The following is a 14,188-nucleotide window of genomic DNA, read 5'->3' as shown; positions in this document are numbered from 1 at the left end:
CGACGGAGCGACCGGAATGGGGAGGTCTCTGGCGCTTCACCTGGAAGATCCTCCAGCGTACGGATGCGGAAATGAAGGTGGTGGACGCCAGCCGCGACATCTGCGTCAAGAACGACATGACCGCGGACACACTGCCGCTGATGCCAAAACCCTCGGGCGTCAAATGCGTGTTGATCGACAAGATCCACTTCTCTGACAGCGGTGTTCAGATGAGCGCGCAATGCGACCACGGCGGCATCGGGACTTCATGGGGACCCTATCTCCAGCCGGGGAATGGCGGTGAAAGCTTCACCGGCCAGATCTCCTATAACGAGGTCTATGAAGGCGGCGACGACATGCCGCAGCCGACAACCGACGTTCGGGTCAAGCGGGTCGGCGAGTGCCAATGAGGAGAGCGAAAACCATGATACGCTGTGTTCTTGCCGCCGCATTCGTCCTGACTCCGGCCGCGGCTTTCGCCGAGCAGACCGGCCTTCCGACGGGACTTTGGCAGGTAAGGATCTTTACGCCTGTTCCGACGCCCGAACTGAAGAACGATGAGCAGGTCTTCCAGATTTGCTATGACCGTGAAGAGCCACATACCCGGTGCTACCCAAAGCGCAGGCGGCCAAATGCAAACTGGATTTTACCGACATGGGTGACTTGGCTTATGATGCGAGCTGCAAGGACGGCGATCATCGGCTGCGCATTTCGGAAGCTGCGGACGGCCTGTGGCGCGGGACCTACCGCTTCGTCGGAAAGAAGGACGCCGTCACTCTGGAGCCGGCTGTCGAACTGAAGAAAATTGCAGAAACCTGCGACTAGAATTTTTCGACCTGCGGCCGTGCATTTGTGGGGTTGCCTGCCAAAGCGCGTCGCATGATTCATGCGACGCGTTTCAGCCCTTTTGTTTCTACGCACGTCGTTATTCCGAAATCGCCCTTTCGTGCATTGCCCTTCGCCGATTTCGGCTGATAGACTTCCCCTGTCTGTTTCATCACCTATGTCCTTGGTTTTCGGGAGGCTGTCTTAGCTATGGCGGAACTTGCTCAATCGCTCGCATCGATCAAACTGCCGGATCTTGCCGGCAAGGCGGTGCTGATCACCGGCGCCTCCACAGGCATCGGCGCGGCGCTCGCTCGCGCCTTTGCCGCCCAAGGCGCCAAGGTCGGCGTCCATTACAATGCCAGCCGCGAGCCGGCGGAGGCGCTGGCCGAGGAGATAAGGGCTGCCGGCGGCGCGGTGCATCTGATCCAGGGCGACGTGTCGCGGGAAGGCGAGACGGAGCGTGTCGTCGAGGAGACGGCGAAGACTTTCGGCCATCTCGACGGGCTCATCAACAATGCCGGCGGCATGCTGGGGCGAAAGCCGACCTCGGAATATACCGATGCGCATTATGCCGCGGTCATGGATCTCAACGCCCGCTCGGTGCTGGCGGCAACGCGTGCGGCCCATCCCTGGCTGAAGAAGCAGGGCGGCTTCATCATCAACACCACCTCGATTGCCGCCCGCAACGGCGGCGGCAATGGTGCGATCCTCTATGCGGCATCCAAGGGCTTCGTTTCGACGATCACCCGCGGTCACGCCAAGGAATTCGTCGCCGACAGGATCCGCGTCAATGCAGTGGCCCCTGGCGTCATCGCAACGCCCTTCCACGAGCGCTATACCGACGACGAGCAGATGGAGCTGCAGCGCAAGTCGATCCCAATGGGTTTCGTCGGCACATCGGAGGATTGCGTTGGCGCCTATCTCTTCCTCGCCTCGCCGACGCTATCGGGCTACATCACCGGCCAGATCATCGAGGTCAATGGCGGCCAGCTGATGCCGTAGCCGCTTGCCGGCGCGAGCGGGCTTTGCCTTTTCCCCCTGATGAGGGAACTTTCGAACCCCCGTGACGTTTTCCGCTTGGTCTTTTCATCAAGCGGGGCATCATGAGCTTTTCATTTTCGGAACTCGACTTCCTCAAGCCGGAGCTGGGGGCGGAGTATACGGGTTCCGGGACGCATTTCGCTGTGTTCTCAGCCCATGCGGAACAGATAGAGCTCTGCCTCTTTTCACCTGACGGAAAAGACGAAATCGCCCGGCTGCCGCTGCCAAAACGCGAGGGCGACATCTGGTCGGGCTATATCGCCGGCGTCGGACCGGGAACCGTCTATGGCTATCGCGCCCACGGTCCTTACGATCCCGCCGCCGGCCATCGCTTCAACGCAAACAAGCTGCTGCTCGACCCCTATGCCAAACAGGTGACGGGTGAACTGAAGTGGCATGATGCGCTGTTCGGTTACCAGATCGGCGAGGACGACCTTTCATTCGACGACCGCGACAGCGCGCCGTTCACGGTCAAGGGCGTGGTGCAGGACCCGGACTTCGATTGGGCGGGTGAACAGGCAATCCGCCGCCCCTGGCCCGACACCATCATCTACGAGGCGCATGTGCGCGGCCTGACGATGACGCATCCGAAGGTGCCCGACCGGCTGCGCGGCACCTTTCTCGGCATGTGCAGCGACCCGATCATCGAACATCTCGTAAAGCTCGGGATCTCGGCGATCGAACTCTTGCCAATCCAGTATTTCCTCGACGATCGTTACCTCCTGGAAAAGAACCTGAACAATTATTGGGGCTACCAGACGCTCGGCTTCTTCGCGCCGCAATCGCGCTACATGTCCGGAGACAAGATCACCGAGATCAAGACCATGGTGCGGAAGTTCCATGCGGCCGGGATCGAGGTCATCATGGATGTGGTCTATAACCACACCGCAGAGGGCAGCGAGAAAGGCCCGACGCTGTCCTTCCGCGGGCTCGACAATGCGAGCTATTACATCCTCTCCCCCGACGATCCCCGCCACACCTTCGATACGACGGGCACCGGCAATACACTGAATGTTGCCCATCCGATGGTGATGCGCATGGTGCTCGACAGCCTGCGCTACTGGGTTGGCGTCATGCATATCGACGGCTTCCGCTTCGATCTTGCCAGCACGCTCGGCAGGCAGGATCTGGAATTCGACCGCCAGGGCGGCTTCTTCGGCGCCATCCGCCAGGATCCGATCCTGTCGGGCGTCAAGCTGATCGCCGAGCCTTGGGATATCGGCGAGGGTGGTTATCAAGTCGGCGGTTTCCCGCACCCCTTCCGCGAATGGAACGACAAGTTCCGCGACGACGTGCGGCGTTTCTGGAAGGGCGACGGCGGCATGGTATCGGAGTTGGCGGCGCGCGTCACCGGCTCGGCGCTGCAGTTCAACCATTCAGACCGGGGCGCCACCTCCTCGATCAACCTTCTGTCGGCCCATGACGGTTTCACGCTTATGGACACCGTCTCCTTCGACAGCAAGCACAACGAGGCGAACGGCGAGGATAACCGGGACGGTCATTCGGACAATCATTCCGACAATATGGGTGCCGAGGGCGCCACCGATAATGCCGACATCAATTCCGCCCGGGCCCGGCGCCGGCGCAACATGATGGCGACGCTCATGCTCTCCCAGGGCGTGCCGATGATCCTAGCCGGCGACGAGCTCGGCAACAGCCAGGACGGCAACAACAACGCCTATTGCCAAGACAATGAAATCGGCTGGACCAGTTGGGATGGGCTCGATGATCCCTTCCTCGATTTCTGCCGGCAGGCCGTGGCCTTCCGCAAGGCCCACCCGGTGCTGAGGCAGGAGCGGTTCCTGACCGGCGAGACCAGCGAGGACGGGCGTATCGAGATCGCCTGGTACAAGCCGGATGGCAGTTTCATGGATGACGGGGCCTGGAACGACGACGGATTGCAGGTGCTTGGCGTCTATATCTCGAAGAGTGTGCACGCCCCGGATACCGAGAAGATGGATGACCTTTTCCTGGTCTTCAACGCCGGCGGCGACTGTCAGATCCACCTGCCTGTCGTCAACGGGCTGCAACAATGGTCGAGGATTCTCGACACGGGAACGGAGACGGGAGCTTTCGAGGTGCACGAGCAGGACAATCCGGTCATGGTCTACGCCCAGAGCGTCGCCGTCTTTGCGCCGACAGGACAGACCGAACCACCGGAAGGGGCGACCAAGGCCCAGCGCCGCCGCTGGTTCCAGTTCGGCCGCCGCAGCAAGTAGCAGGTCGCACAGAGCATGAATGCCGGAGCCATCACCGAACTTGGCCTTGTCTATGTCAGCGATACCGAACCGGGCATCCGCAGACGAAGGAAGGGCAAGGGCTTCAGCTATGTGATGCCGGACGGCAGCACGCTTGCCGACGACTTGCAGCGGGCGCGCATCGGCGCGCTCGGCCTGCCGCCGGCCTATGAGAATGTCTGGATCTGCCTTTACGAAAACGGCCACCTGCAGGCGACCGGCTACGATGCGCGCGGGCGCAAGCAGTACCGCTACCATAAGGAATGGCAATCCTTCCGCAGCGCCGGCAAGTTCCATCAGCTGATCGAATTCGGCCGGTCGCTGCCGAAAATACGCCGCACCGTGCTGCGCCATCTCGACACCGGCACGGAGGATATCAATGGTGTGCTGGCAGCACTGACGACCCTACTCGACGAGGCGCACCTACGCGTCGGCAATCAGGCCTATGTCAGGGAAAACGGCACCTATGGCGCCACGACGCTGCTCAAGCGCCATCTGAAGATCGTCGATGGGCAGATAGAACTGAAATTCCGCGCCAAGGGCGGCAAACGCGTGCAGCGCAGTCTCAAACATCCAAGGCTGCAGAAGATCCTGGAGGAGATCGCCGACCTGCCCGGGCGCCAGCTCTTCGTCTGGAAGGATGAAAGCGGGGCGCTGAAGCCGGTCGATTCCGGCCGGCTGAACGCCTATCTGGCCGAAATATCCGGCATTCCCATTTCGGCGAAGACGTTTCGCACCTGGGCCGGGTCGCTGGCGGCCTTCGGTGCGGCGCGCGAAAAGATCGCCGGCGGCGGCCGGCCGACGGTCAAGGAAATGTCGGAGGCTGCTGCCGAGGCGCTGCACAACACGCCGGCGATCTCACGCTCGAGCTACATCCATCCAGCGATCATCGCGCTTGCTGGCAACGATCATCCGCTGATCGAGAGCGGCACCGAACCGCTGCGGGGCTTGCGGGCCGAAGAAAACAGGTTACTTGATTTCCTCACACGCGAGATCGAGGAATGAGCCAGAAAAATCCACCCGCATCGGACGTCGTACTGACCCATCCCGACCGGCTCTACTGGCCGGACGAGGGCGTGAGCAAGCAGGGGCTCGCGGATTATTATGCCACAGTCTGGCCGTTCATGGCGCCTTATGTCGTCAATCGGCCCCTGGCGCTGCTGCGTTTGCCCGACGGGATAAAGGGCCACCAGCGGTTTTTCCAGAAACATGCCTGGAAGGGCATGAATGACCATATCGAAGAGGTCGCCGATCCGCAGGAAACGGACGGCGACAAGTTGCTGCGGATCGCCGATTTCAACGGTCTTAGGGCGCTGGTGCAATCGGCCGTGCTCGAGATTCATCCCTGGGGCACGACGACCGAAAATTGGGAAAAACCGGATATGATCACCATGGACCTCGATCCGGGCGTGGACGTGACCTGGAGCGCGGTGATTTCGGCAGCGCTTGACGTCAAGGCGCGGCTGGAAGCCCGCGGCCTAGCCGCCTTCGTCAAGACGTCGGGCGGCAAGGGGCTGCATGTGGTGGCGCCGCTTGCGCCGAAGGCCGGCTGGGCCGAGGTGAAGGACTTCACCCATTCTCTTGCCGAAAGCATGTCGACTCAGGCGCCGGAAAAATATCTTTCAACCGCGACCAAGGCCAAACGCAGTGGGCATATCTACATCGACTATCTCCGCAACGGCCGCGGCAATACAGCGGTTGCCGCCTATTCGACGCGGGCGCGGCCGGGCGCGCCGGTTTCGGTGCCGCTCGATTGGTCTGAATTGAACGAGGTCAGCGGCCCGGCGGCCTTCACGCTCGCCAATGTGCCGCAGCGGTTGGAAACCCGTCCGAGCGACCCATGGCGCGATTTCTTCGATGCGGCCGCACCGCTGGAATGAGTGATCCTCTGCTCATTCCGCGCTGTCAAGCTCGGGATAATGCCGGAAAATCCCGTCCTCGTTGAAGGCGAGGCGGCGAGGGGAAGCGAGATAGCGGGCAATGTTCGGGCGTTTCGCCACCCGATCATGCAGGGCGAGCAGGGTGGGATATTCGGCCTTGCGCTTCGCCATGGCTTTCGGGAAAGCGTAACTCAGGCCTTCGATCACCTGGAAGAGCGAGAGATCGACATAGGTAAGCGCATCGCCAACCATATGGTCTGGTCCGGCAGGGTTCTGCCGCACCACGCGCTCGAAATAACCGAGGAACTTCGGAATGCGGTCGCGGATGAAGGCGGCGGAGCGGGCTTTCGCTTCCGGCTTCTGGTCTTCGTAATATAGCGACATGTCGATCGGGTGATGCGTATCATGCACTTCGGCGATGAAATCGGTGACGGTCAGTTGCAGGCCGTTGGCGACATGGCGAAGGCCTTCATCTTCGGGCGCCAGGCCGAGCTTCGGGCCGAGATAAAACAGGATGTTGGCGACGTGCGGGATAATGAGGTCTCCATCCCTGAGGAACGGCGGGGCAAAGGGAACATGCGGTTCGCTTTCGCTCTTCATGAGGGCGAACATGGCGTCCGTACCGCGACCGGGCTCACGGGTGACGTCGACATAATCGGCGCCAGCTTCCTCAAGCGCCAACCGCACGAATTCGCCGCGGCCTTGAAGGCCGTCCCAATAATAAAGCTCGTATGCCATTTAGCTCATCCCTTCGGTTGACGACCGAAGTCTTTTCGCAATTCGTCCTTGGCCTTTTCAAGTGTGCCGCGCCGCTTTTTCGTCAGTTGGTCGCCGGCGCGGTTAATGTAAAAGGTCAGCATCGACATGGCCGCGCGGAACGGGCTCGACTTGCGGCGATCGCTCTCTTCGGCGGAATGTTTGACGGAGCGGGCAATCTTCTTGGGGTCGTCCGATTTGAACACCCCATCCTTCAGGTCCATCGCGTCACTGTGGTTGGTAACGTCCTGCGACCATTTCTTTTTCGATTTGGCCATCTCTTAAATCCTTTGCCAGCGGGCCGGTGGCAGAACCGACAAAGGAATTGAACTGGTGCGGAGCCCAAAAGTTCCGGCCAGGGTCGTTCAGGTTTTCACGGAAGCGCAGAACAGTCGCCCGCGGGCTGTTATTTCCGAGAGAGCTTTTGCGATGCGGCGAAAGCGCGGCCGATATTGAAAAAGGACGGCTGCGCCGGCGCGCGAGGGTCGCGGAAAACCAGGCCCACAAGATTGTCGACGACAAGGATGAAGCCCAGCGCGAGACCGAGATAGAGCAGGGCGGCGATGGCAAGCAGCGACATCTCCATCCCCCTAGGCGATCGCGCCCGAAGCGCGGCCGCCGGTCGCGGCAAGCGCGACGGAAAGGATATTCGGACAGCGGTCGTTCATGGCAACTTCCCCGGTTTCGCCATAAACCGCAAGCGTATATTCTTGTTCCCGGTTGTCGGGCGAGGGCTCAACTTTTTTATGAAGCCTCATAGCTTGCAGCGTCATCCGGCCTCTGTCACCCCCGCATGGAAGCCCATCCTCCGGAAATTCGATAATGCACAACTAATTCAAGCTTATGACAAAAAGCATCAAAGGGCGCCGCGACGACGCCCTTTTTTGATCCAGCTGTTTGATTTCGGCATTCAAAGGGCCGTCTTGCGGCTCGCCGTCCGTTTTGGTGCCGGTGTCACGACGCCGTTCGTCTTGCTGCCGGCGACGCTGCGCTTCGCCTTGGGTTTGACCTCCTTGCCGTCGGAAGAAGCAGCGGAGCCCTCGAGCGCTTCGCGCTCGTGTCTTGCCTGTTCCCAATGGATGGATTCTCGCCCTGTCGGATAGCCCTCTTCTTCCCAGAGGGCGTATGCACGTTTTTTGATCCACTCGTCCCGAGTTTCTGCCATCGCTTGATCTCCAGTCGCATGATGCCGTCGTTCGAACGCGATACTGCATGGATGGTTCCAGAGGCGGAGAGTTCTTTCAAGCGAAATCGTGCTGCAACTGCAAATATTTCGCATTGCAGCATATCAGGGTTGAAAATCGCCATTCATCGGGGCCGAAACTCCGCCGCCTTGTGCAGATCTGACACGAATTCCAGGCGTAGCCGCTGTCGCTCCGCCTCGTCGCGAATGCGCAGGAGGTAGGAGGGGTGGATGGTAACCAGAACAGGCGGACGGTTTGCCGGATGCAGGATTTGGCCGCGCTCCGGCGTCAGCTTCGCCTTTGGCCCGAGCAGCGCATAAAGCGCGCTTGCGCCGAGGGTGACGACGAGTTTCGGCTTGATGATATTGAGCTCCGCGCCAAGCCACCAGGCGCAACGCCTGATCTCACCGGCATTGGGTTTTGCATGCAGCCGCCGTTTACCGCGCTCGGTGAACTTGAAGTGCTTGACCGCATTGGTGACATAACAGCGCCGGCGGTCGAGACCGGCCTCCTCCAGGCAGCGATCGAGCAGCCGGCCGGCGGGACCGACGAAGGGCCTGCCTGCCAGATCTTCCTGATCGCCCGGCTGTTCGCCGACGAGGACGATCTCGGCTTTCCCAGGCCCTTCGCCGAAGACGATTTGCGTCGCATTCCTGTAGAGATCGCAGCGGGTGCAGCCTTCTGCGTGATGCCGCAGTTCGGCAATGCTTGCCGCATTGGCGACGTCGAGTGCCAAGGCGGGGCCGACGCTTGCGGCGATGGTCATGATGCGATCCTCATCTCTTCGGGATCAATCGTCGTGCACCGGGATTGTTCCCGCGGCGAAACGGGCGGCCCGGACCGGAAAAATGATCACTGCGAAAAATTCGCGTCATGGGAGAGAGCAGGCGCGATTGAACGCTGCCGTTTCCCGGCTATATTTGCCAGCGATGTTCTATCTCTTGTCGACCTATTGGCCGCATATCCTCTTTGTCGTTTCGATCGCCATGGGGGCCGCGGCGGCGATCCATGCCGCCATGACCAAGGAGGAGGTGCGCGCGGCGATCGGCTGGGTTGGCGTCATCATCCTCTCTCCGATCATCGGCGCAGTGCTCTATGCGATTGCCGGCATCAACCGCATTCGCCGGAAATCGCTGAGCATTCGCCGCGACGCGCTGCTGCCCTCCGCCGAATTCGACGAGTTGGAGACATTCGACGCCGAGGCCGAGACGGTAATCAGCCAGTTCGGACGCCGCTTTGCGGCGCTGCAGACGCTCGGCGACCGGGTGACACGCAATCCGCTGACCTCAGGCAATACGATCGACATGCTGGAGACCGGCGATGAGGCCTATGCGGCGATGAAATCGATCATCGACGCGGCGGAGCGCAGCATCCTGCTCGAAACCTATATTTTCGACCGCGACGCGATCGGTCTTCGCATCGCCGATGCTCTGATCGCTGCGGCCAAGCGCGGGGTCGAGGTTCGGGTGCTGATCGACGCGGTCGGTGCACGGTATTCGGTGCCGAGCATTCTCGGCCATCTCCGGGAGGGCGGGGTCACCGTCGCCGTCTTCAACGGCAATGTCATCATGGGCTTGCGGCTGCCCTATGCCAATCTGCGCACCCACCGCAAGATCCTGATCGTTGACGGGAAGATCGCGCTGACGGGCGGAATGAACATCAGGGCGGGCTTCAGCGAGGAGGCGAGCGGCGAGAGTTTTGCGCATGACACGCATTTCAGCGTCACCGGCCCGGTCGTTGCCGACCTCTTCGACCTTGCCGCCGAGGATTGGCGCTTCTCCACTCAGGAACTGTTGAACGCTGAGGCATGGCGCATCGAGCCACCGCAGCGCAGCCCCGGCGATCCGATCCTGATGCGCGTCGTCGCCTCCGGGCCGGATCGCAGCGTCGAGACGAACCACAAGATGCTGATGGGCGCCTTTTCCGTGGCGCGCCAGTCGATCCGGATCATGTCTCCCTATTTTCTGCCGGATCGCGAGCTGATCAGTGCGCTGGTGACAGCCGCACGGCGCGGCGTCGAAGTCGATATCGTCGTGCCCGCGGTCAACAACCTCGTGCTGGTCGACCGGGCGATGACGGCGCAATTCGACCAGATCCTCAAGGGTTACTGCCGGATCTGGCGCTCGACCGGCAGCTTCAGCCATTCGAAGCTTTTGACGATCGATGGCACCTGGGCTTATGTCGGCTCGTCCAACCTCGACCCGCGCTCGCTCAGGCTGAATTTCGAGATCGATCTCGAAGTGCTGAACGAAGGCTTTGCGGGCGAGATCGACGAGCATATCGAGGAAACGTTGAAATCGGCAACGCCGGTGACGCTTGACGGTTTGCGAGCCCGGCCCTTCCCCGTGCGGCTGCTCGAGAAGGTGCTGTGGCTGGGTTCGCCCTATCTCTGAAGGGGATTATTTGCGATCGGACATGGCAAGTTTTGCCCGGCCGCCTATACTGCCGAGAGAAGCCTTTTTTGATCAACGGAACAAGTGCGCCGGCCGATGCACGTCAGAAAACACAATCTTCCCGCCAGCATCCTTGCCTCGATCCGGAGCAGGAAAAAGCGGCTCGACCCGACCTACACGGAGACAAGGCCGCGCAGCGCCGGGACGTTGATCGCCTCCTATAATGTGCATAAATGCGTCGGCACCGACCGCCGCTTCGATCCGGAACGCACCAGCCGAGTGATCCATGAAATCGGCGCCGATGTCATTGCTTTGCAGGAGGCCGATACGCGCTTCGGCGAGCGCACCGGCCTTCTCGACCTCGGCCGGCTGGAGCGGGAGACCGGACTGATCCCGGTGCCGGTGGCCGGCATGGCCAAGGCGCATGGCTGGCACGGCAATGTCGTGCTCTTCAAGAAGGGGCTGGTGCATGACGTGCATCAGGTCAAGCTGCCGGGCCTGGAACCGCGCGGCGCCCTCGTCACCGAGATCGAGCTCGAGCAGGGCGGGGTGCTGCGCATCATCGCCGCGCATTTCGGCCTGTTGCGCCATAACAGAGCCCAGCAGGCCCGCATGCTGGTCGAACTCATCAATGACAGACGGGAGATGCCGACCATTCTGCTCGGCGACCTCAACGAGTGGCGGCTCGGCGACCGCTCCTCACTCAACACCTTCCAATCCGCCTTCGGAGAACTGCCGCCCGCAGTCCCGAGCTTCCCGGCCGGCCTGCCGCTCCTGGCACTCGACCGCATCATCGCCAACCGCAAGGGGATCATCTCCGAGGTGGAGGCGCATGATACGCCGCTCGCGCGTATCGCCTCGGATCATCTGCCGATCAAGGCGCTGGTCGATTTGGAGCCAGTGGTTAGTTAACAGAAGACCGTGGGCAACGCTCAGTCACCCGAACGGAAATCAGCTCCACGCGGTCGTCGAGATCGACATAGCCTGCGCCCTGACCCAGACGCGTTCCTTTGGTTCGGCGGCACGCTTGTAGGTATCTTCGCTGAATTCCCTAGAGTGCGCCTGGTCGCCGGCGATGAACAGCATCGGCCGGCAAGGGGATATCGTCTCGGTTAAAGGAATAAAAGTTCATGAACTTGATGCTACCGGTCAAAGGCACACGCTGATCCGTCGCCGGTGACCATGTGAGCGATAGAATGACTTGCAATAGCTCACGTATCCGGCGCCAACTTGAGGTATGAAAGGGCGGCTATAACTCACGCAATGGAATTGGCAACACACCGATCGGCCGAACTTCTCGTATGACGCAGAGAGTATGGTGCCGTTTGAGCAAAAATTTCCGGCGAGGTGATAGGCGCAGTTCGGCATTTCAGTGACGACGATAGTGCCCACAATTGATCGGATTGCCTTCTTCATTGATCGGCGCACTAACTCGCACAGGGGAGCGTCGACACACACGCTACAGCCTAAGACTACAAAACTGGCCAGCATTTCATTAACGGCGCATGTCCGGCTATCTTCGGTCGCAGAGTTCGCCTGGGCGTTCAAACCGGTCTACTGCAGAACGAGGTCGTGAAGACATCGCGGAGCGGGCCGTGGGACATTAGCCCCTGATGGCGCCGCAACGGGATGAAATTAGTTCCAGTGTTGATAGCTGATAGCTAAGAGATATTGCGTGGGCTACTGAGCGGCTGGGGAGATACGCCGAAGGCATGTAACCATCTGGATCGCGCCAGGACATCAGGGCAGGAGCTCCTGGCACGGGCGCTATCGGATGACCTAATCAGTCTCTCCCATCGGTCGCGGTTCAGGACCATTCCCGTTTTCTTGTGTCGCCTTTCTAAGGGACCGGCCACCATCAGCGTCAACCCGCAAGGGGTTCCCCTGCGCTGGCGCTCCGGTGACGCCTGCGGCTCGGCCCCTTCTTCGGGCGCCATCGGGAATGGTCCCGAGCAACCGAAGGAGACATACCATGGCCACCACGATCGCAACCCTGACCCAGAAGACCGACGGCAGCCTCGAAGGCATCTTCGCGACGATCCGGGTGAATGCGCCGATCGCCATCGTCCCGAACGCCAGCAAGGCGAGCGACGAAGCGCCGGACTACCGCATCATCCACCGCAAGACCGGCTTCGAGATTGGCGCCGCCTGGAACCGCATCGCTCGCCTGACTGGCGAAGAGTACCTCTCCGTCAAGCTGGAGGCTCCCGAGATCGGCGTGATCTTCGGCAACGTCGCCCAGGCTCCCGGCGGAGAGCCCGGCAAGAAGGTCATCCTCTGGAACAGCCCGGCCTGAGGCGACTGGGCCGGCCCCATCACCGGGGCTGGCCCTTCCCGCAACAATCAAGCCGGCAGCGGGCATCGAGCCCGCTGCCGGCTTTTCTGGTGCGATACGGGGAGGGGAAGGTCTGCTCAGTCGGTCGAAGGGTGCCATGGCGGCATGAAGGCCTCAAGGACGAGTGGTTCCCCCAATTTTGCCGCCGCTCCGGTTCCCTCCGCTCCGACAAAATCGGCTCCCCCACTCGCCGGCTCCGCCGGTCGCGTTCCGCGATCCTTGACCCCTCCATCCCGCCATGACCGCGGGCGTCGTCTTTCACAACGTCAAGGAGACGACAATGACCACTTGCATCGACGAAATCATCGAGCTGCTGGCCGCCGAGCTGCGGAACGCCGATCCGGCCGAGCGTCGCCAGATCGAGAACGAGCTGGAACTGGCGCTGGCCGAACGCGAGGTGATCTGGGCCGAACAGGACGGCCGCATCGACCCCGAGCCTCCGTTTTGACGGAGGCTTGTCGCCACGTCCATGAGCCCGGCCGGCCGGATCGACCGGCCGCGCCGATCTGTCAGGGATTTTATCCCTCGACACTCCCGCCGGCTCACGCCGGATACGGTCGCGTCCCCTTCGGGGCCGCGGGTCTCTTCTCTCTTTGACGTCCTATTTTACTCCAGCAAATCCGGCGTCAAGGACGGCGCGGTCTCCCCCAATTTTTCCGCCGCTGTGCTCTGGAAAAATCGGTTCCCCCGCTTGCGAGCCGCGTTCCGCGGTCCTTGACCCCTCTTTGCCAAGGAGTGGCCGATCTCCGTCATCAACGAAGGAGATCACATCATGACAACCGATCAGAACCTCATGCTCTACACCAAGCTTGCCGGCTTTCGGCTCGTCGTCCTCGCAAACCGCTTCGGCTGCGACAACGATTTCTCGGGACAGCTTCACGATCGCCTGGTCGAGGGGCTCGACGCGGCAATCGATCGGATCCACGTCATCATGGCATTGGAACGTAACCTTCTCGCTGGCGAGGGCGAGTTCGCCGCCTATCAGTTGGAGGGCGAGATCGAGATTTTCCGGCGCTTCACGATCAATCTGCTCGACGATCTCGAAATCGATTGCGACACGCATGAATTCCGCGTCAACGGCAGCGACTGGATGAACGCTTTGGCTACCGACGACAGTGGCGTCGATATCGACTATCCAGAGCTGGTTGCACTTGCCGAAGACGAACTTGGCTCGCTGGCGCCGATCGTAAGGGATATCACAAGCGAGACCGGCATCGCCGTTCATGCAGCGCGCGCCCTTCAATCCTGGCGATAATGGCAGCCCCAAGATGTCTTGGCGGCGGCGACGGTCGCCTCTTAATCGTCGACGTTCTCGGCTTGCAGGCTGGGCAACAATGTCGGGATGTGTGCTCGCTTCCCAGCGAAAATTGCGACGTCATGCGAGGCGGAATTCTTGCTGGCCTCAGGTTCCTTATAGCCGCGACGACGCTTGACCCGCTCCAGCTGCCAATAAGCCGCTTTCGCCCTGTGAGGATCATCATAGGTGTTGATTTTCGCCTGTCCGTTGGTGCCGATCCGGCCCCAATAACGCACCAGCGACGCCCCGCCGAATAAG

At 61.1% G+C, this 14,188-nt stretch carries 18 protein-coding genes; 11 read left to right on the top strand and 7 right to left on the bottom strand.

All coding sequences use genetic code 11. The features are described from left to right. Window positions 1-71 precede the first annotated feature (71 nt). From RLEG4DRAFT_RS58855 to ligD, 6 genes are all read left to right on the top strand, one after another. Complete coding sequence (locus RLEG4DRAFT_RS58855) at window positions 72-389, top strand: hypothetical protein (protein ID WP_003574644.1); 318 nt, start codon at window positions 72-74, stop codon at window positions 387-389. Window positions 390-633: 244 nt separating this feature from the next. Further along, window positions 634-804: a hypothetical protein gene (locus RLEG4DRAFT_RS58850; protein ID WP_003574646.1), complete on the top strand. Its 171-nt coding sequence runs from the start codon at window positions 634-636 to the stop codon at window positions 802-804. 210 nt (window positions 805-1,014) lie between these two features. After that, a complete protein-coding gene (locus RLEG4DRAFT_RS58845; RefSeq protein ID WP_003574649.1) occupies window positions 1,015-1,809 on the top strand; it encodes an SDR family NAD(P)-dependent oxidoreductase in 795 nt (264 codons plus the stop codon). Between the two features lie 101 nt (window positions 1,810-1,910). Further along, entirely contained in the window at window positions 1,911-4,067 is a 2,157-nt protein-coding gene (gene glgX / locus RLEG4DRAFT_RS58840) for a glycogen debranching protein GlgX (RefSeq protein ID WP_003574651.1), read from the top strand. 15 nt (window positions 4,068-4,082) lie between these two features. After that, complete coding sequence (locus RLEG4DRAFT_RS58835) at window positions 4,083-5,090, top strand: DNA topoisomerase IB (protein ID WP_003574653.1); 1,008 nt, start codon at window positions 4,083-4,085, stop codon at window positions 5,088-5,090. Further along, window positions 5,087-5,965 carry a non-homologous end-joining DNA ligase gene (gene ligD, locus RLEG4DRAFT_RS58830; protein WP_003574655.1) on the top strand — a complete coding sequence of 293 codons (879 nt, stop codon included), beginning with the start codon at window positions 5,087-5,089 and terminating at the stop codon, window positions 5,963-5,965. Before RLEG4DRAFT_RS58835 ends, ligD begins: the two co-directional genes overlap by 4 nt. Window positions 5,966-5,977: 12 nt before the next feature. Here the strand turns inward: ligD and RLEG4DRAFT_RS58825 are convergent, their stop codons facing one another. The 6 genes from RLEG4DRAFT_RS58825 to RLEG4DRAFT_RS58800 form a co-directional block, all read right to left on the bottom strand. Continuing rightward, entirely contained in the window at window positions 5,978-6,703 is a 726-nt protein-coding gene (locus RLEG4DRAFT_RS58825; RefSeq protein WP_003574656.1) for a glutathione S-transferase family protein, read from the bottom strand. Window positions 6,704-6,708: 5 nt separating this feature from the next. Then, complete coding sequence (locus RLEG4DRAFT_RS58820; RefSeq protein ID WP_003574659.1) at window positions 6,709-6,999, bottom strand: DUF3175 domain-containing protein; 291 nt, start codon at window positions 6,997-6,999, stop codon at window positions 6,709-6,711. A 128-nt stretch (window positions 7,000-7,127) separates the two neighbouring features. Continuing rightward, window positions 7,128-7,301, bottom strand: a complete 174-nt coding sequence (locus RLEG4DRAFT_RS58815) for a hypothetical protein (RefSeq protein ID WP_003574660.1) — start codon at window positions 7,299-7,301, stop codon at window positions 7,128-7,130. A gap of 10 nt (window positions 7,302-7,311) precedes the next feature. Further along, window positions 7,312-7,494, bottom strand: coding sequence for a hypothetical protein (locus tag RLEG4DRAFT_RS58810; protein ID WP_003574662.1), 183 nt, complete (start codon window positions 7,492-7,494; stop codon window positions 7,312-7,314). A gap of 137 nt (window positions 7,495-7,631) precedes the next feature. Then, the gene (locus tag RLEG4DRAFT_RS58805; RefSeq protein ID WP_003574663.1) at window positions 7,632-7,886 is read right to left on the bottom strand and encodes a DUF2934 domain-containing protein; all 255 of its coding nucleotides are present in this window, start codon (window positions 7,884-7,886) and stop codon (window positions 7,632-7,634) included. 143 nt (window positions 7,887-8,029) lie between these two features. Continuing rightward, the gene (locus RLEG4DRAFT_RS58800; protein WP_003574665.1) at window positions 8,030-8,671 is read right to left on the bottom strand and encodes a UdgX family uracil-DNA binding protein; all 642 of its coding nucleotides are present in this window, start codon (window positions 8,669-8,671) and stop codon (window positions 8,030-8,032) included. Between the two features lie 163 nt (window positions 8,672-8,834). Between RLEG4DRAFT_RS58800 and RLEG4DRAFT_RS58795 the strand changes: the two genes are divergently transcribed. The 5 genes from RLEG4DRAFT_RS58795 to RLEG4DRAFT_RS58775 all read left to right on the top strand — a co-directional run bounded on the left by RLEG4DRAFT_RS58795 (window position 8,835) and on the right by RLEG4DRAFT_RS58775 (window position 13,888). After that, window positions 8,835-10,298, top strand: a complete 1,464-nt coding sequence (locus tag RLEG4DRAFT_RS58795; RefSeq protein WP_037093058.1) for a phospholipase D-like domain-containing protein — start codon at window positions 8,835-8,837, stop codon at window positions 10,296-10,298. A gap of 96 nt (window positions 10,299-10,394) precedes the next feature. Beyond that, window positions 10,395-11,210: an endonuclease/exonuclease/phosphatase family protein gene (locus RLEG4DRAFT_RS58790; RefSeq protein WP_003574669.1), complete on the top strand. Its 816-nt coding sequence runs from the start codon at window positions 10,395-10,397 to the stop codon at window positions 11,208-11,210. 1,060 nt (window positions 11,211-12,270) lie between these two features. After that, a complete protein-coding gene (locus tag RLEG4DRAFT_RS58785; protein ID WP_003574670.1) occupies window positions 12,271-12,594 on the top strand; it encodes a DUF736 domain-containing protein in 324 nt (107 codons plus the stop codon). A 319-nt stretch (window positions 12,595-12,913) separates the two neighbouring features. Then, on the top strand, window positions 12,914-13,081 hold the full coding sequence (locus RLEG4DRAFT_RS58780) for a hypothetical protein (protein WP_003574672.1): 168 nt from the start codon (window positions 12,914-12,916) through the stop codon (window positions 13,079-13,081). A 324-nt stretch (window positions 13,082-13,405) separates the two neighbouring features. Further along, entirely contained in the window at window positions 13,406-13,888 is a 483-nt protein-coding gene (locus RLEG4DRAFT_RS58775; protein WP_003574674.1) for a hypothetical protein, read from the top strand. Between the two features lie 41 nt (window positions 13,889-13,929). On the opposite strand, the gene RLEG4DRAFT_RS58770 is transcribed toward RLEG4DRAFT_RS58775, so the two are convergent. Next, a partial coding sequence (locus tag RLEG4DRAFT_RS58770; RefSeq protein WP_003574675.1) for a WGR domain-containing protein occupies window positions 13,930-14,188 on the bottom strand: 259 nt, incomplete at its 5' end.

It is taken from the genome of Rhizobium leguminosarum bv. trifolii WSM2297, assembly GCF_000271845.1.
The sequence above is the reverse complement of the archived record's forward strand: the minus strand, read 5'-3'. Positions and strand labels throughout refer to the sequence as shown.